Genomic DNA, 14,918 nt, shown 5'->3' on the forward strand with positions numbered 1-14,918 from the left:
CCTGCGCACCTTAGGCGTTCATCCGGGGGTGTTGCGAACCGGTCGGACGGGGTAGATAGATGCGCATGTTGCGAACGGTTGCCGCCCTATCGCTGTCCGTCGTGCTGGCCGCTCCCGCCTCCGCGGGCGCGGCAGAACCACCACCGCGCGTGGCTGAACAGGTCGGCTGGGGCGGTGCCGTCTCCAGCGTCGACCCCGACGCGTCCCAGATCGGCATCGACGTGCTGCGCCGCGGTGGCAACGCCGTCGACGCCGCCGTCGCCACGGCCGCCGCGCTCGGCGTGACCGACCCGTTCTCCGCCGGCATCGGTGGCGGCGGGTTCTTCGTCCACTACGACGCCCGCACCCGTCGTGTGTCCACTCTGGACGGACGGGAGACCGCGCCGCGGTCCGCGACCGAGCAGCTCTTCGTCGAGAACGGCAAGCCGCTGCCGTTCGCCGAGGCGATGACCAGCGGCCTGTCGGTCGGTGTCCCCGGCACGCCCAAGACGTGGCAGCTGGCGTTGCGCAAGTGGGGCACGCTCAACCTGCGCGAGGCCATGGCGCCCGCGGAATCGTTGGCACGGCGTGGTTTCGTCGTCGACCGGACGTTCAACTCGCAGATCGCGAACAACGCGGCCCGCTTCGCCGACTTCACCTCCACGCGCGACCTCTACCTGCCCGGCGGCCAGCCGCCCGCGGTCGGCAGCACGTTCCGCAACCCGCAACTCGCCGACACCTACCGCGAGCTCGCCCGCACCGAGCTGGCGTCGCTGTACGGCGGCGCGGTGGGCCGCGACCTGGTGAAGACCGTGCAGAAGCCGCCGGTCGTGCCCGGCTCGACCCGCAACGTCCGCGCGGGCGCCATGGAGATCTCCGACCTGGCCCGCTACCAGGTCGAACGCCGCGACCCCACGCACACCCGCTACCGCGGCCTCGACGTCTACGGCATGGCCGCGCCGTCTTCCGGTGGCACGACCGTCGGTGAGGCGCTGAACATCCTGGAGTCGACCGACCTGTCGAAGGTCAGCGACGTCGAGTACCTGCACCGCTTCATCGAGTCGACCAAGCTGTCGTTCGCGGACCGGCTGCGCTGGGTGGGCGACCCGGCCTTCTCCCGCGTGCCGACCGAGGGCCTGCTGTCGCAGAAGTTCGCCGACTCCCGCGCGTGCCTGATCAAGCCCAACTCCGTGCTGCCCGCCCCGCAGCCCGCCGCCGACCCCCGCAACCCGCAGCCGTGCGCCGCGACCGCCGGACTCTCGGCGCAGCGCGAGGACGCCGAACGCACCACGCACCTCACCGTCGCCGACCGCTGGGGCAACGTCGTCGCCTACACGCTGACCATTGAGGCGGAGGGCGGCAGCGGCATCGTCGTGCCGGGCCGCGGTTTCCTGCTCAACAACGAGCTCACCGACTTCGAGTTCGTCGCCCCCACCGCCGGCGTCCCGCACCCGAACCTGCCCGGCCCCGGCAAGCGCCCGCGTTCGTCGATGGCACCCACGATCGTCCTCGACCACGGCAAGCCCGTGCTCGCGGTCGGCTCGCCGGGTGGCTCGACCATCATCACCACGGTCACCCAGATCCTGACCGCGCGCCTGGACCGCAACATGTCCCTGCTCCAGGCCGTCGCGGCTCCGCGCGCCTCCCAGCGCAACGCGGCCGTCACCCCGGCCGAGGCGGAGTTCATCGCCGCGGGCACCACCGCCGGGCTGAAGGCCATCGGCCACCAGTTCAGCCAGAACGCGGAGATCGGCGCCGCCACCGCCGTCGAACGCGCCTCGGACGGCCGCTGGCGCGCGGTGGCCGAGCCGAAGCGGCGCGGGGGAGGTGCGGCCCGAGTGGTGAAGGTGGGCTGACCTACTCGGGCAGCAACGCGATCAAGCGCCGGGCGACGTCTGCAGGTGACGCGTCCGGCGCGACGTTGATCGTGATGTCCCACCGCGGGTCGATCCAGTCCCGCGCTGCAGGCAGATCTCCGAAGACGACGGCGACACGGGTCATCCCGTGTCGCCGTTCGCGTTCGTGCTCCTGGCCGGCGTTGTCCCATTCGCGGCGAACCCAGGTCGGTTTGCCGGGGTCGTCGCTCGGCTCCAAGTAGCCGGGGCGCATGAGCGCCACCAGGAACGCCGCCTGGCGAACGGCGTCGCGAAGGATGTCCTCCAGCAGTTTCTCGATCTCCGCGACGACGTCCTGGGGAATGTCCCGGCGGTCCCACCAGCACGACGCGGGGCTCCGGGTGAGGTGATCCGTCAGTTCCGGCAGCCAGTCCGGGTCGTCGTCGAAGTCCCTCCACCGGTAGCTGACGAAGAACCGGCGTCCCTTCCGCACGGCTGTCGCGTAGTCCTCGATGGTTCTGATGCCGTCGGCGGTGAGAACACGATGACGCTGGAAGTACCGGGGAAGCAGGCGGTAGGGACTCTTTCCCTCGCGCAGGCCGGTTGTCGCGACGGCTTCCGGTGGGAGCGTGCTCCGGCGGCTCTGGAACTCCAGCGCGAACAGCGTGCTGAAGGCGTTGTTCAACGGCAGGTGGACGTCGGGGCCCTGCTCGGCCAGTCCGATCCACGGACCGAAGCTGACGACTTCCGGGTGCACGCCCACTTCGCGTGCGACGTCGGCCGGCACGACGTCGGTGAGCCGGAACCGGGCGATGAGGCTGGGTGGCTGGACGTACTTGCCGTACATCGGCGACCGCCGTCGGCCTTGGTCGTGGTCGCCTTCCAGCGGGTGATGGCGTCCCACCGCACGAACTTGATCCAGTGGACCGGCGTGTCCACGGACGCCGTCGTCACCTGCTGGTGCGGCCGTCGATGCGTTCACGGATCAGGTCGGCGTGCCCGTTGTGCTGGGCGTACTCCTCGATCATGTGGATGTGGACCCAACGCACCGACATCTCGCCCCACCGCGCGTGGACGAAGGTGTCGTCGAGGGTTCGCGTGGCGCCGGCCGTGCGGGCCTCGGCGATCTCCGCGACCAGGGTGGCGTACTCGGCCTCGGCGCGGGCCGGGTCCAGGTGCTCGAAGGCGCCGTCCTGGTCGTCCGAGCTGCCGTAGCGGGGTGTGAGGTCCTGGCCCGCCACCCGCACGCGGAACCACATGCGTTCCACGTCGGTCAGGTGGCGGATCAGGCCCAGCAGGGTGAGGTTCGACGGCGGTGTGGTGGCCAGAGCCAGCTGTTCGGCGGTGAGGCCCGCGCACTTGCGCAGGAACGTGGCTCGATGGCGGTCGAGCCACTTCTCCAGCATCACGCGCTCGTCGCCGAGGGAACGGTTCGTCTGGCCGTTCCACTTCCGGTGCGGTCCAGGTCATCCGGCCATGATCAGCCCAGCGGCCCCCGGTAGACGACTTGGTTTCCGGCATCGCGGGCCGTGACCTGGATGGTTCTGGGGTCGGTCAGTCCGTCGACCTGGGGGAGTGTGGCCACGAAGAAGCCGTCGGTGACGTCCGCGGTCACCGGCGAGGCGGAGGCCGTGGTCAGTTCCACGGTCCTCGCGGCCTGACTGGTGCGTCCGGCCAGGAGGAAACCGTTGCTGCCGAAGGATCCGCCGACGATCAACGGCTTGTTCTCCGCGGCGGGGAGGCCGGGATGCGGCTGCAGGGCGTCGGGGCGCGTGGTGAAGGTGCAGGTGGCCCATTCGCGGCGGTCGCGGTGTGCCAGCAGGACACCCTCGTGGCGGTCGACGCCGGTCCACAGCAACGGTTCCCAGCCCCGCAGTTCGTCGGTGCTCCTGCCTTGCGCGTAGGCGTTGTCCGCGCACCTGGCGATGATGTTGGCGGGGGTCCACGGGTCGCTGTTGCCGCTTTCGAAGCTGTCGGAGATGACGGCGGGCGGCAGGCTGGCGCCGGACGGGACGGGCACGGTGCGGTCGTCGAAGACCATCTCGGTGATGTTGAGGGACGACGGCGTGTGGATCACGAAGAAGTCCGGTGTCACCACCGCCTCGGTGGCGCCGCGGCTGGCAGCGGAGGAGACCTCGCGAGCACGGGCGGTGAGGGCACCGAGTGGTGGCACGCCCGCGATGAAGCGGGTCGAGCGGTAGGCGATCGAGCCCGCTTCCAGCTGCACGGGCTGGGCGCCTGGAGCCACGACGCCGGCGGTGGAGCCGGACAGTTCGCAGAAGCTGCCGTTCTCACTGATCAGGACCCTGTACAGGCCGAAGGTCACCATCTCGGTGGACTTCCACGTCTCGTCCTTCATGGCGGCGCGGCAGCGGTTCACGTCCTGCTCGGACGGCACGGTCACGCGGCCTCGGCCGGGTTCGGGGGAGTTGTCGGTGACCGACTGCGTGATGGCGACGCCGCCCGCGATGAGCAGCGCTACTCCGGCGGCCACGGCCAGCGGGATGTGGTTGCGGCTGGGGACCTCGGTGAAGTCCGGGCGCATGCGTTCCTTGATGTCCGCCGGAAGTTCGCGGCGAGGTGGCAGGCCGATGGTCATCACTGCACCTCCAGGGTGTCGTCGGAGAGTTGTTTGCGCAGGCGGGTGCGGGCGCGCGAGAGGCGGGAACGGACGCTGACCTCCGCCACGCCGAGGGCTTCGGCGGCCTCCGCTGTGCTCAGTTCGCCCAGCAGGACGAGTTCGACGGCTGCGCGCTCGGCGCGCGGGAGGCGTTCGACGGCCTGCAGCACCCGGCTCAGGCGGCTCTCGTGGTCCAGGGAGGACACGACCTCGTCGGCGTGGTCGCGTTGCACGTCGTTGCGCGGGACGCGGTGCAGCAGGCGGGTGAACCTCGCCTTGCGGCGGAACTCGGAGCGGGCCAGGTTGCCCGCGACGGTGAACAGCCACGGCAGCGCGCTGTCCCGCACGAGGGTCATCTCGTAGCGGCGGCGCCAGGCCGTCATGAACGTCGCCGACGTCAGGTCCTCCGCGGTCGACCACGACGCGGTCAAGCGGTAGGCGTGGTTCCACACCGCCTCGGCGTAGCGGTCGTAGAGCTCGCCGAACGCGTGCTCGTCACCCCGTGCCCACAGTTCGGCGTCCGACGGGGCGTCGTCGGGCACGGCGGCCGCCCCCTCCCAGCTCGGTCGCATCAGCCTCATGACCTGGAGGTGTCCACCTTCTGGCCGAGTGTTGCACGTGATCTTCCTACCTCGGGCTGATGCTGTCTCGATACTGCGAGCCGATGTGGGCTGACCTGCGCGAACGGCACAGTTTGTGTCATGACGACGACGACCGTTCACCACGCCTCAGCCGCCCACTTCAACTTTCACGCGCTGTTCCGCCCGGTGCTGACGGCGCTGCGCTTCACCGGCCACTTCGTCGTGGCGCTGGTGGGCGTGATCTTCCTCGGCAGCGCGTCCGAGCACTGACCGCGCTCCTCGTAGACTGGCCTCCAGTCCACCCGAGGAGCATTGCGTGACCGTCCAACCCATCCGCCTGTTCGGCGACCCGGTGCTGCGCACCGCCGCTGTCGAGGTCACCGACTTCGACAAGGAACTGCGCACCCTGGTCAAGGACCTGTGGGACTCGATGCAGAACGCCGGCGGAGCGGGACTCGCCGCGCCTCAGCTCGGTGTTGGGCTGCGCGTGTTCACCTACCACTGCGACGGATTCGCCGGGCACCTCGTGAACCCGACGTGGGACGTCGTCGGTGAGGAGATGCAGGACGGCCCCGAGGGCTGCCTGTCCATCCCGGGCATGTCCTGGGACTGCAAGCGCCACCTGCACGTCGTGGCGAAGGGCTGGAACATGCACGGTGAGCCCGTCGAGGTCGAGGGCACCGAGACGCTGGCCCGCTGCATCCAGCACGAGACGGACCACCTCGACGGCGTGCTCTTCCTCGACCGCCTCGACGCCGAGACCCGCAAGCAGGCCATGCGGGAAATCCGGCAGGCCGAGTGGTTCGACGGTACGGTGCCCACCTTGAAGCAGAGCCCTCACCCACTCTTCGGCAGGTCCAGCTGACCATGCGACTCGTGTTCGCCGGTACGCCCGAGGTCGCACTGCCCTCGCTGCGCGCCTTCATCGACTCCCCGCGCCACGACGTTGTCGCCGTGGTCACCCGCCCCGACGCTCCTTCCGGCCGTGGTCGTCGTCTCGAACGCTCACCGGTCGGAGCGCTGGCCGACTCAGCCGGGATCGAGGTGCTGACGCCGGCGAAGGCCGGCGATCCCGAGTTTCTAGAGCGGTTGCGCGCCTTGGAGCCCGACCTGTGCCCGGTCGTCGCCTACGGTGCCCTGCTGCCGCAGCGGGCCTTGGACATCCCGCGGTTCGGCTGGGTCAACCTCCACTTCTCCGTGCTGCCCGCCTGGCGCGGCGCCGCGCCGGTGCAGGCCGCTGTGCGCAACGGCGACGACATCACGGGCGCCTCGACGTTCCGGATCGTTCGCGAGCTCGACGCCGGTCCGGTGTTCGGCGTGGTCACCGAGAAGGTGCGCGAGCGCGACACCTCCGGCGACCTTCTGACCCGGCTGTCCGAGTCCGGTGCTCAGCTGCTGCTGTCCACTGTGGACGGCATTGAGGACGGCACGCTGCGCGCCGTCGAGCAGCCTGCTGACGACGTCACGTACGCCGCGAAGATCACGGTCGAGGACGCGCGCCTCGATTTCTCGACGCCTGCCGTGGCCGTTGACCGCCTGGCGCGTGCGGTGACGCCGGAGCCCGGTGCGTGGGCCGAGTTCCGGGGTGAGCGGCTCAAGCTCGGGCCCGTGACGCCCGTGGACGACGTGACGCTGCCCGCCGGCGAGATCTTGGTGGAACGCAAGCGTGTGCTCGTGGGCACGGCGACCACCGCCGTGGCCCTCGGTGAGGTCCAGGCGCAGGGCAAGAAGCGCATGGCCGCCACCGACTGGGCCCGCGGCGTGCGCATCGAGGCCGGGGAGCGCATCGCATGACCGGCTGCTGTACGCGGCCGGCCGCACCTGCCCGAACGCGGGCAGACACGAACTTGGCGCGCGTTGGCCGCGCCGCAGCAGGAGAGTGCATCGCATGACCGGCTACTCCCGAGGAGCCTCCAAGCCGTCCCGCCCGCGCAGGCCGCACCCGCCGCGCCGCCGCACCGGGCCCACCCGCCCACCTGTGGAGGACCCGGCCCGCCTCGCCGCGCTGGAGACGCTGCGCGCGGTCCGGCAACGCGACGCGTACGCGAACCTGGTGCTCCCGCAGCTGCTGCGCGAACGCCGCATCACCGGCCGTGACGCCGCGCTCGCGACCGAGCTCGCCTACGGCGCCGCGCGAGCACAGGGGTTGCTCGACGCCGTCATCGAGGCGTGCTCGGACCGACCGCTGTCCGAAGTGGACGGTTCAGCGCTGGACGCGTTGCGCCTCGGCACGTACCAGCTGCTGCGCACCCGCATCCCGTCGCACGCGGCGGTCGCCTCGACCGTCGACCTGGTGCGGGCCGAGCTCGGCTCCGGGATCGCGGGCTTCGTCAACGCCGTCCTGCGCCGCGTCGCGGAACAGGACGAGGCCGCGTGGGTCGACGAGCTCGCACCGGACCCGGACACCGACCCGGTCGGCAACCTCGCCTTCACCCACGCCCACCCGCGCTGGATCGCGCAGGCGTTCGCGGAGGCCCTCGGCAGCCGCGAGGAACCGCTGAAGCGCGCCCTGGAGGCCGACGACGCACGCCCGGCCGTGCACCTGGTGGCACGCCCCGGCGAGGTGAGCGCCGACGAGCTCGCCGCCATCACTGGTGGTGAGGTGGCGCCGTACTCGCCTTACGGCGTGCACCTGGAGGCCGGGGCGGGCGACCCGGGCGATCTCGAGCCCGTCCGGGAACGCCTCGCCAACGTCCAGGACGAGGGCAGCCAGCTCTGCGCGCTGGCCCTGACGCGTGCGCCGCTTCTGCGCGACGCCCGTGACGGGGGCAGCGGCAGTGGTGACGCCCATGGCACCGGTGACCAGGGCCGTGGCGACCTGGCCGAGAGCGCCGTGGCCGACGATGGCACGGTCGCCGACGGACTGGACGCTGACGGCCAGGTCACCGATGGCGTGGGCAATGGCGACGTGGCTGGTGGCGACGTGGCCGGAGGCGACGCAACAAGCGGCGCTGGTGCGGACGTCCATGGCGTGGACGCGGGTGGCCTGGGCGACGTGGCCGTTGGCGACGCGGCCGGTGGTGTCGTGGCCAGCGGTGGCAGGGACACCGATGACCGTGGCACCGACCAGGGCGCCAGTGACCAGGGCACCGACGACCGCTGGCTCGACCTCTGCGCGGGGCCCGGCGGCAAGGCCGCGCTGCTTGCCGCGCTGGTCGGCCTCGACGGCGGCGAGCTGATCGCCGTCGAGAAGGCGCCTCACCGCGCCGAGCTCGTGCGCAAGATCACCTCTGGCCTGCCGGTCACCGTGCACGTGGCCGACGGGCGCGAGACCGACTTCGTCGAAGGGGCGTTCGACCGAGTGCTGGTCGACGCGCCCTGCACCGGTCTCGGTGCCTTGCGCAGGCGCCCTGAGGCGCGGTGGAGGCGCCAGCCCGCTGACGTCGGCACGCTCACGAAGTTGCAGCGGGAGCTGCTCACCGAGGCGTTGCGACTGGTGCGTCCTGGCGGCGTCGTGGGTTATGTCGTGTGCTCACCTCATCTCTCGGAGACCGTCGGGATCGTGACGGACGTCGCGCGGCGGACTGGGGCCGAAGTGCTGGACACGCGGGAGTTCTTCCCGGGAGTTCCGGACCTCGGGGAAGGGCCGCACGTTCAGCTCTGGCCCCATCTGCACGGCACCGATGCGATGTTCTGCGCGGTGCTGCGACGGCCGGTTTGAGCGCTCGGAAATGACGCTAGCGGCGGGGTCTGACAGTTCTGGCCCCGTCCGCTCTTCTTGGGGTGGAACGGCATCGCGGTCACCGGTTCGGGTGAACCAAAGCCGAGACCTAAGATCGTCCACATGACACGTGGGCTGCTCGGACTGGTGGCAAGTGGCTGCGGCGGCGTCGAAACCTGGTTCCGCACGGAGCTGGCGGAGCCGGCCAGGGACAGGGGCTGGCGGCTCGCCATCACGCTGACACCGACCGTGGTCCCGTGGTTCGAGGAGGCGGGCGAGCTGGACAAGCTCCAGGCCCTCACCGACCTGGAGATCCGGTGGCACCCGCGGCTGCCCAGCCAGCCCAAGCCGTACCCGACGCCGGACGCCTTCATCTTCGCCCCGGCCAGCGCGAACTCCGTGGCGAAGCTGGCCCTGGGCATCGGCGACAACCAGGCGCTGACCGCGTTGAACGAGGCCATCGGCGTCGAGAGCTGCAAGGTCGTCGTCATGCCCCAGGCCAACGCGGACAAGCGCCGCCATCCGATGTGGGACACGCACATCACCACCCTCACCGGAGCGGGTGTCGTGGTGGTCACTGACGAGGCTCCCGGCAGGCTGCTCGACCTGCTCGACACCTAGACTTCACCCTTGTGGTCCACACGCCGATGATCGCCCCCAGCATCCTGTCCGCCGACTTCGCGCGCCTCGCCGACGAGCTCGCCGCGGTGCCCACGTCGGACTGGATCCACGTCGACGTCATGGACAACCACTTCGTGCCGAACCTGACGCTCGGCCTGCCGGTGGTGAAGTCGCTGCTCAAGGTGACCGACATCCCGATCGACTGCCACCTGATGATCGAGGACCCGGACCGCTGGGCGATCGAGTACGCGGAGGCCGGCGCGTACAACGTGACCGTGCACGTCGAGGCGGCCGGTGACCCGGTCAAGCTCGCCCAGAACCTCAAGGCGGCGGGGGCGAAGGCGGGGCTGAGCATCAAGCCCGGCACGCCGCTGGAGCCGTACGTCGAGGTCCTCAAGCACTACGACACACTGCTCGTGATGTCGGTCGAGCCGGGCTTCGGCGGGCAGAAGTTCATGGCGGACGTGCTGGACAAGGTCAAGAAGGCGCGCCACCTCGTCGACACCGGGCACCTCAAGCTGCTCGTCGAGATCGACGGCGGTATCAACGCCGACACCATCGAACAGGCCGCGCAGGCCGGCGTGGACTGCTTCGTCGCGGGGTCCGCGGTGTACGACGCGGCCGACCCCGGCAAGGCCGTCGAGGCACTGCGGGCTCAGGCCGCCCAGGCAGCCGGCAAGCCGTGACGCCCGAGGACGCGATGGTGCTCGCCATCGCGGAGAGCGAACGGGTGCGGGGCATCACCAGCCCCAACCCGCCGGTCGGGTGCGTCATTCTGGACGAAAGCGGCAAAGCGGTCGGGTTCGGCGGCACGCAACAGGCCGGTGGACCGCACGCCGAGGTGATGGCGCTCAAGGAAGCGGGCGTCAAAGCCCAGGGCGGCACCGCCGTGGTCACTCTTGAGCCGTGTTCGCACTACGGCCGTACGCCGCCGTGCACCGAAGCGCTCGTGGAAGCCGGCATCAAGCACGTCATCCATGCCGTCACCGACCCGAACCCGCGGGCCGCGGGCGGTGCGAAAAGACTCGAAGACGCCGGCATCTCGGTCGAGAGCGGCCTTCTGGAACACGAAGTCAGCAACGGACCCCTCAGGGCGTGGCTGCACTTCGCCAAAACGGGCCGCCCGCACGTCACGTGGAAGTACGCTGCCTCCTTGGACGGCCGCATCGCCGCGCAGGACGGCACCAGCCAGTGGATCAGCTCGGAGACCAGCCGCAAAGAGGTCCACGACATGCGCGCGAAGCTGGACGCCATCATCGTCGGCACGGGGACGGTCAAGAAGGACGACCCGGCGCTGACGGCTCGCGACGCCGATGGAATGCCGTTGCCCCGCCAGCCGTTGCCGGTGGTCGTGGGCATGAGCGACCTGCCGGATGGAGCCAAACTCCAGCACACCGCGCTACACCTGCGCACGCACGACCCGGACGTGGTCCTGGCCGAGCTCGCGAGCCGGGGCGTGGTGGACGTGCTGCTGGAAGGCGGTCCAACTGTGGCCGGAGCGTTCCTCAGAGCGGGCAGGATCGACCGCGTGCTCGCCTACATCGCGCCGGCACTGATCGGGAACGGCCTCGCGGCTGTGCTGGACGCGGGCGTGTCAACCATCACGGACGCTGTCCGGTTGACCGTGGAAGACGTCACCATGAGCGGACCGGACTTGCGGATCAGCGCGGTTCCGCAAATTTAGGAGGAGCGGTGTTCACCGGGATCGTCGAGGAACTCGGCCACGTGGTCGCGACGCAGGACCTGCCCGACGCGGCACGGATCCGCATCGCCGGGCCCATCGTGACCAGCGACGCCAAGCACGGCGACTCCATCGCGGTGAACGGCGTCTGCCTCACCGTCGTGGAGGTCGAGAACGGCACCTTCACCGCCGACGTGATGCGCGAGACGCTGGAGCGCAGCAGCCTCGCGAAGATCGCCGAGGGCGACAAGGTCAACCTGGAGCGCGCGGCCGCCGTCGGCCAGCGCCTCGGTGGCCACATCGTGCAGGGTCACGTCGACGGCACGGGCATGATTCTCGCGCGGGAGAAGGCCGAGCACTGGGAGATCGTCCACATCGGACTGCCGCCCCGGCTCGCCCGCTACGTCGTGGAGAAGGGCTCGATCACGGTCGACGGCGTGTCGCTGACGGTCGTGAACGTCTCGGAGGACCAGTTCTCCGTGAGCCTGATCCCGACCACGCTGGAGCTCACGACGCTGGGGCACCGCCTGCCGGGCTCCCACGTCAACCTTGAGGTCGACGTGCTCGCGAAGTACGTCGAACGACTGGCCGTCCCGCACCTGCGGGCCATTGCGGGCGAGGAGGCCCAGTGAGCACGGAGTTCGCTGAAATCGAGCGGGCGATCAAGGACATCGCCGCCGGTCGCCCCGTGGTCGTCGTCGACGACGAGGACCGCGAGAACGAGGGCGACCTGATCTTCGCCGCCGAGAAGGCGACGCCCGAGCTGCTCGCGTTCATGGTGCGCTACACGTCGGGCTACATCTGCGTGCCGCTCACCGAGTCCGACTGCGAGCGGCTCGACCTGCCGCCGATGTTCCACACGAACCAGGACGTGCGCGGCACCGCGTACACGGTCACGGTCGACGCGCGTGAGGGCGTCAGCACCGGCATCTCGGCCGCGGACCGCGCCCGCACGATCCGGCTGCTCGCCGACCCGACCTCGAAGGCCAGCGACTTCAACCGTCCCGGTCACGTCGTGCCGTTGCGCGCCAAGGCCGGTGGCGTGCTGCGCCGGCCCGGCCACACCGAGGCGGCCGTCGACCTGGCGCGCCTGGCCGGGTTGTCGCCCGCGGGCGTGCTCTGCGAGATCGTGTCGCAGAAGGACGAGGGCGACATGGCCCGCCGCGACGAGCTGGAAGTGTTCGCCGCGGACCACGACCTCGCGATCATCACCATCGCGGACCTCATCGCGTACCGCCGCCGGGTCGAGACCCAGGTCGAACGCGTCGCCGAAGCCCGCATCCCGACCGCGCACGGCGTGTTCACGGCCGTCGGCTACGACAGCCTGCTGGACGGCATCGAGCACGTCGCGCTGGTGTACGGCGAGATCGGCGACGGCGAGGACGTCCTGGTGCGCGTGCACTCCGAGTGCCTCACCGGCGACGTGCTCGGCTCGTTGCGGTGCGACTGCGGCCCGCAGCTCGACGCGGCGATGGAAGCCGTTGCGGCACAAGGACGTGGCGTCGTGCTGTACATGCGCGGGCACGAGGGCCGCGGCATCGGCCTGATGCACAAGCTGCAGGCCTACCAGCTGCAGGACCAGGGCGCGGACACCGTGGACGCGAACCTCGCGCTGGGCGTGCCCGCCGACGCGCGCGACTACGGCACGGGCGCGCAGATCCTCGTCGACCTGGGCATCAAGTCCATGCGGCTGCTCACGAACAACCCGGCCAAGCGCGTGGGTCTGGAGGCCGGATACGGTCTGCGGGTGCTCGACCGCGTGCCGCTGCCGATCTCCCCGAACCCGGAGAACCTGCGGTACCTGCGCACCAAGCGCGACCGGATGGGTCACGAACTGCACCAGCTGGAGCAGTACGAGACCGTTGTTTCCGCTACGGAGGACCAGGAATGAGTGGCGAGGGCCGTCCAGAGCAGACACCGCTCGACGGCAAGGGCCTGAGCGTCGCGATCGCCGCGACGCGCTGGAACAGCAAGATCACCGACCAGCTCCTCGAGCGCGCCCTGAAGGCCGCCGAGGAAGCGGGTTGCGTCGACACGACCGTGGTGCGCGTGGCGGGAGCGATCGAGCTTCCCGTTGTGGTGCAAGAGCTTGCGCGTCACCACGACGCGGTCGTCGCGCTGGGCGTGGTGATCCGCGGCGGCACCCCGCACTTCGAGTACGTGTGCGACTCGGTGACCGACGGGCTCACGCGCGTCGCGCTGGACGAGTCGACGCCGGTCGGCAACGGCGTGCTGACGTGCAACACCGAGGAACAGGCGCTGGCCCGCGCGGGCTGGCCGGACTCGGTGGAGGACAAGGGTTACGAGGCGACCGTGGCCGCGATCGACACGGCGCTGGTGCTGCGCGGACTGCGTCAGCCCTGGACCGAGCGAGGTTTCGAGTGATGACCGCGGAGTTGAACGCGGTGGTGTTCCGCCCCAAGAAGATCCGTCGCGTCGCGTGGGCGTGCGCGATCGGCCTCGTCGCCGTGTTCACCGTGGTGGGGCTGCTGCTCGGCAACACCCCGACCGGCGTGATCTTCCGGACCTCCGACCAGGTCGCGATGATCGTCCTGGGCGTCCTGCTCGCGGGTGGTGTGCTGCTGCTGACCCGCCCGCGGGTCACCGCGGACGCCTCGGGCGTCGACGTGCGCAACGTCGTGACGTCGCACCACTTCGACTGGAACGACGTCCTGTCGATCAGCTTCCCCGACGGTGCCGCGTGGGCCCGCCTGGAGCTGCCGGAGGACGAGTACATCTCGGTGATGGCCGTGCAGGCCGTCGACCGCGAGTACGCCGTGAAGTCCGTGCGCGCGCTGCGTGAGCTGCACAAGGCTGCCCAGAACTAGATTGGCACAGAACTAACGCCACTGCCCCAGGATCGCGCCCGCGAGCGCGAGTCCGACGATGTGATAGCCCGCGCCGATCGCCGCGAAGGTCTTCGGTGCGGGCTTCGTCATGTCATAGGTGCCGCCCACGAACAACACCGGGAGCGCGACGCCGACGCCCACGACCAGGCCGAGCAGGATGCCTTCCATGATGTTGTCGGTGCCCGACGCGGCGGCGATCATCGCGGTGGCGAGCGTGGCGACGAAGCAGGTGGCCAGCGGGACGGCGTAGATGCCCGCGCCCGCGTTCTCCGGTGGGTTCAGGTCCCAGCCCGCGGACCGCTGCCAGGCCTTGCCGAACGCGAACTCCGCGTACCACAAGGCACCTAACGCGAAGTACGCGATCGTGGCCACGATGACGGCTAACCAGTTCAGGTCGCCGAGCACGCTCAAGCTCATGACATCTCCCGCGGTGATCAGGGTGACTTGGCATCGCGGGGTGCGCGTTCACCGTTACCGGTGGTTCGGGCCCGGACATAACGGTGTCCGATGGATCGCTATTGCCACAGCGCGAGAATGATGCTGGCCAGCAACAAACCCACGAAGTGATAACCGGCGCTGATGGCCACGGTCGTCATCGCGGCGGGTTTGGTCGAGTCGAACATGCCGGTGACCGCGAGGATCGACGCGGACAGGCCGATGCCCACGACGACCGCGAGGACGATGCCCTCGCCGAGCGTGTCGGTGCTCGTGGCGGCGGCGATCATCGCGGTGGCGAGCGTGGCGACGAAGCACGTGGCGAGCGGGACGACGTAGATGCCGGCGCCCGCGCCCTCGGGGGCGTTGCCGTCCCAGCCCATGGCCTTCTGCCAGGCCTTGCCGAAGAGGAACTCGGCGTACCAGAGGCCGCCGAGTCCGAAGTAGACGATGGTGGCGACGATGACGGCGAACCAGTTGAGGTCGCCGAGGACGCTGAAGCTCATGGTTCCTCCAGCTTGATCGAGGTGGAGGGCATCGTAGATCCAACGACGAAGGGCCGCTCGCCGAAAACCGCGCTCGCCCAAGAACGATCTGCTCGGGCTCTTCGCGATCGACCGCAACGCCGACGTGTGGCGTCGGTGGTGCCGGGTCGG

General features: G+C 70.2%; 18 protein-coding genes. 12 read left to right on the forward strand and 6 right to left on the reverse strand.

Features of this window, described 5'->3' with window-relative positions:
- The first annotated feature begins 65 nt into the window (after positions 1-65).
- Positions 66-1,835, forward strand: a complete 1,770-nt coding sequence (gene ggt / locus LFM09_RS16295) for a gamma-glutamyltransferase (protein WP_414097285.1) — start codon at positions 66-68, stop codon at positions 1,833-1,835.
- Position 1,836: 1 nt separating this feature from the next.
- Here ggt and LFM09_RS16300 read toward each other — a convergent pair whose 3' ends face one another.
- The 4 genes from LFM09_RS16300 to LFM09_RS16315 form a co-directional block, all read right to left on the reverse strand.
- Positions 1,837-2,718 carry a toll/interleukin-1 receptor domain-containing protein gene (locus LFM09_RS16300; protein WP_414097286.1) on the reverse strand — a complete coding sequence of 294 codons (882 nt, stop codon included), beginning with the start codon at positions 2,716-2,718 and terminating at the stop codon, positions 1,837-1,839.
- Positions 2,719-2,764: 46 nt separating this feature from the next.
- Positions 2,765-3,220, reverse strand: a complete 456-nt coding sequence (locus LFM09_RS16305; RefSeq protein ID WP_414097287.1) for a DinB family protein — start codon at positions 3,218-3,220, stop codon at positions 2,765-2,767.
- Between the two features lie 74 nt (positions 3,221-3,294).
- The gene (locus LFM09_RS16310) at positions 3,295-4,413 is read right to left on the reverse strand and encodes a hypothetical protein (RefSeq protein WP_414097288.1); all 1,119 of its coding nucleotides are present in this window, start codon (positions 4,411-4,413) and stop codon (positions 3,295-3,297) included.
- Positions 4,413-5,006, reverse strand: a complete 594-nt coding sequence (locus LFM09_RS16315; protein ID WP_414097531.1) for an RNA polymerase sigma factor — start codon at positions 5,004-5,006, stop codon at positions 4,413-4,415. Before LFM09_RS16315 ends, LFM09_RS16310 begins: the two co-directional genes overlap by 1 nt.
- Before the next feature lie 129 nt (positions 5,007-5,135).
- Between LFM09_RS16315 and LFM09_RS16320 the strand changes: the two genes are divergently transcribed.
- The 11 genes from LFM09_RS16320 (at position 5,136) to LFM09_RS16370 (ending at position 13,806) form a co-directional block, all read left to right on the forward strand.
- Entirely contained in the window at positions 5,136-5,285 is a 150-nt protein-coding gene (locus LFM09_RS16320) for a hypothetical protein (protein ID WP_414097289.1), read from the forward strand.
- A gap of 46 nt (positions 5,286-5,331) precedes the next feature.
- A complete protein-coding gene (def, locus tag LFM09_RS16325; RefSeq protein ID WP_414097290.1) occupies positions 5,332-5,880 on the forward strand; it encodes a peptide deformylase in 549 nt (182 codons plus the stop codon).
- Positions 5,881-5,882: 2 nt separating this feature from the next.
- Entirely contained in the window at positions 5,883-6,809 is a 927-nt protein-coding gene (gene fmt, locus LFM09_RS16330) for a methionyl-tRNA formyltransferase (RefSeq protein ID WP_414097291.1), read from the forward strand.
- Between the two features lie 94 nt (positions 6,810-6,903).
- Positions 6,904-8,676 carry an RsmB/NOP family class I SAM-dependent RNA methyltransferase gene (locus LFM09_RS16335; protein ID WP_414097292.1) on the forward strand — a complete coding sequence of 591 codons (1,773 nt, stop codon included), beginning with the start codon at positions 6,904-6,906 and terminating at the stop codon, positions 8,674-8,676.
- Between the two features lie 123 nt (positions 8,677-8,799).
- The gene (locus tag LFM09_RS16340; RefSeq protein WP_414097293.1) at positions 8,800-9,297 is read left to right on the forward strand and encodes a flavoprotein; all 498 of its coding nucleotides are present in this window, start codon (positions 8,800-8,802) and stop codon (positions 9,295-9,297) included.
- Positions 9,298-9,323: 26 nt separating this feature from the next.
- Entirely contained in the window at positions 9,324-9,983 is a 660-nt protein-coding gene (gene rpe / locus LFM09_RS16345; RefSeq protein WP_414097294.1) for a ribulose-phosphate 3-epimerase, read from the forward strand.
- A 14-nt stretch (positions 9,984-9,997) separates the two neighbouring features.
- Positions 9,998-10,981 carry a bifunctional diaminohydroxyphosphoribosylaminopyrimidine deaminase/5-amino-6-(5-phosphoribosylamino)uracil reductase RibD gene (ribD, locus tag LFM09_RS16350; RefSeq protein WP_414097532.1) on the forward strand — a complete coding sequence of 328 codons (984 nt, stop codon included), beginning with the start codon at positions 9,998-10,000 and terminating at the stop codon, positions 10,979-10,981.
- Between the two features lie 8 nt (positions 10,982-10,989).
- Positions 10,990-11,610, forward strand: a complete 621-nt coding sequence (locus tag LFM09_RS16355; RefSeq protein WP_414097295.1) for a riboflavin synthase — start codon at positions 10,990-10,992, stop codon at positions 11,608-11,610.
- Positions 11,607-12,869 carry a bifunctional 3,4-dihydroxy-2-butanone-4-phosphate synthase/GTP cyclohydrolase II gene (locus LFM09_RS16360; protein ID WP_414097296.1) on the forward strand — a complete coding sequence of 421 codons (1,263 nt, stop codon included), beginning with the start codon at positions 11,607-11,609 and terminating at the stop codon, positions 12,867-12,869. The genes LFM09_RS16355 and LFM09_RS16360 overlap by 4 nt, the downstream gene beginning before the upstream one ends.
- Positions 12,866-13,363 (forward strand): 6,7-dimethyl-8-ribityllumazine synthase, encoded by a 498-nt coding sequence (ribH, locus tag LFM09_RS16365; protein ID WP_414097297.1) that lies wholly within the window; start codon positions 12,866-12,868, stop codon positions 13,361-13,363. The genes LFM09_RS16360 and ribH overlap by 4 nt, the downstream gene beginning before the upstream one ends.
- Complete coding sequence (locus LFM09_RS16370) at positions 13,363-13,806, forward strand: PH domain-containing protein (RefSeq protein ID WP_414097298.1); 444 nt, start codon at positions 13,363-13,365, stop codon at positions 13,804-13,806. The genes ribH and LFM09_RS16370 overlap by 1 nt, the downstream gene beginning before the upstream one ends.
- A 12-nt stretch (positions 13,807-13,818) precedes the next feature.
- Here the strand turns inward: LFM09_RS16370 and LFM09_RS16375 are convergent, their stop codons facing one another.
- Both LFM09_RS16375 and LFM09_RS16380 read right to left on the reverse strand, forming a co-directional pair.
- A complete protein-coding gene (locus LFM09_RS16375; protein ID WP_414097299.1) occupies positions 13,819-14,244 on the reverse strand; it encodes a DUF1761 domain-containing protein in 426 nt (141 codons plus the stop codon).
- Positions 14,245-14,342: 98 nt separating this feature from the next.
- Positions 14,343-14,768: a DUF1761 domain-containing protein gene (locus tag LFM09_RS16380; protein WP_414097300.1), complete on the reverse strand. Its 426-nt coding sequence runs from the start codon at positions 14,766-14,768 to the stop codon at positions 14,343-14,345.
- Positions 14,769-14,918 lie beyond the last annotated feature (150 nt).

Origin of the sequence: Lentzea alba (assembly GCF_047445655.1) — a bacterium.
Classification (GTDB): Bacteria; Actinomycetota; Actinomycetes; order Mycobacteriales; family Pseudonocardiaceae; genus Lentzea; species Lentzea alba_A.

Coding starts and splice junctions, on each gene's coding strand:
- ggt (WP_414097285.1), top strand. CDS start 66: ATGTTGCGAACGGTTGCCGCCCTATCGCTGTCCGTCGTGCTGGCCGCT.
- LFM09_RS16305 (WP_414097287.1), bottom strand. CDS start 3,220: ATGCTGGAGAAGTGGCTCGACCGCCATCGAGCCACGTTCCTGCGCAAG.
- LFM09_RS16310 (WP_414097288.1), bottom strand. CDS start 4,413: ATGACCATCGGCCTGCCACCTCGCCGCGAACTTCCGGCGGACATCAAG.
- LFM09_RS16315 (WP_414097531.1), bottom strand. CDS start 5,006: ATGCGACCGAGCTGGGAGGGGGCGGCCGCCGTGCCCGACGACGCCCCG.
- LFM09_RS16320 (WP_414097289.1), top strand. CDS start 5,136: ATGACGACGACGACCGTTCACCACGCCTCAGCCGCCCACTTCAACTTT.
- fmt (WP_414097291.1), top strand. CDS start 5,883: ATGCGACTCGTGTTCGCCGGTACGCCCGAGGTCGCACTGCCCTCGCTG.
- LFM09_RS16335 (WP_414097292.1), top strand. CDS start 6,904: ATGACCGGCTACTCCCGAGGAGCCTCCAAGCCGTCCCGCCCGCGCAGG.
- LFM09_RS16340 (WP_414097293.1), top strand. CDS start 8,800: ATGACACGTGGGCTGCTCGGACTGGTGGCAAGTGGCTGCGGCGGCGTC.
- rpe (WP_414097294.1), top strand. CDS start 9,324: ATGATCGCCCCCAGCATCCTGTCCGCCGACTTCGCGCGCCTCGCCGAC.
- ribD (WP_414097532.1), top strand. CDS start 9,998: ATGGTGCTCGCCATCGCGGAGAGCGAACGGGTGCGGGGCATCACCAGC.
- ribH (WP_414097297.1), top strand. CDS start 12,866: ATGAGTGGCGAGGGCCGTCCAGAGCAGACACCGCTCGACGGCAAGGGC.
- LFM09_RS16370 (WP_414097298.1), top strand. CDS start 13,363: ATGACCGCGGAGTTGAACGCGGTGGTGTTCCGCCCCAAGAAGATCCGT.
- LFM09_RS16375 (WP_414097299.1), bottom strand. CDS start 14,244: ATGAGCTTGAGCGTGCTCGGCGACCTGAACTGGTTAGCCGTCATCGTG.
- LFM09_RS16380 (WP_414097300.1), bottom strand. CDS start 14,768: ATGAGCTTCAGCGTCCTCGGCGACCTCAACTGGTTCGCCGTCATCGTC.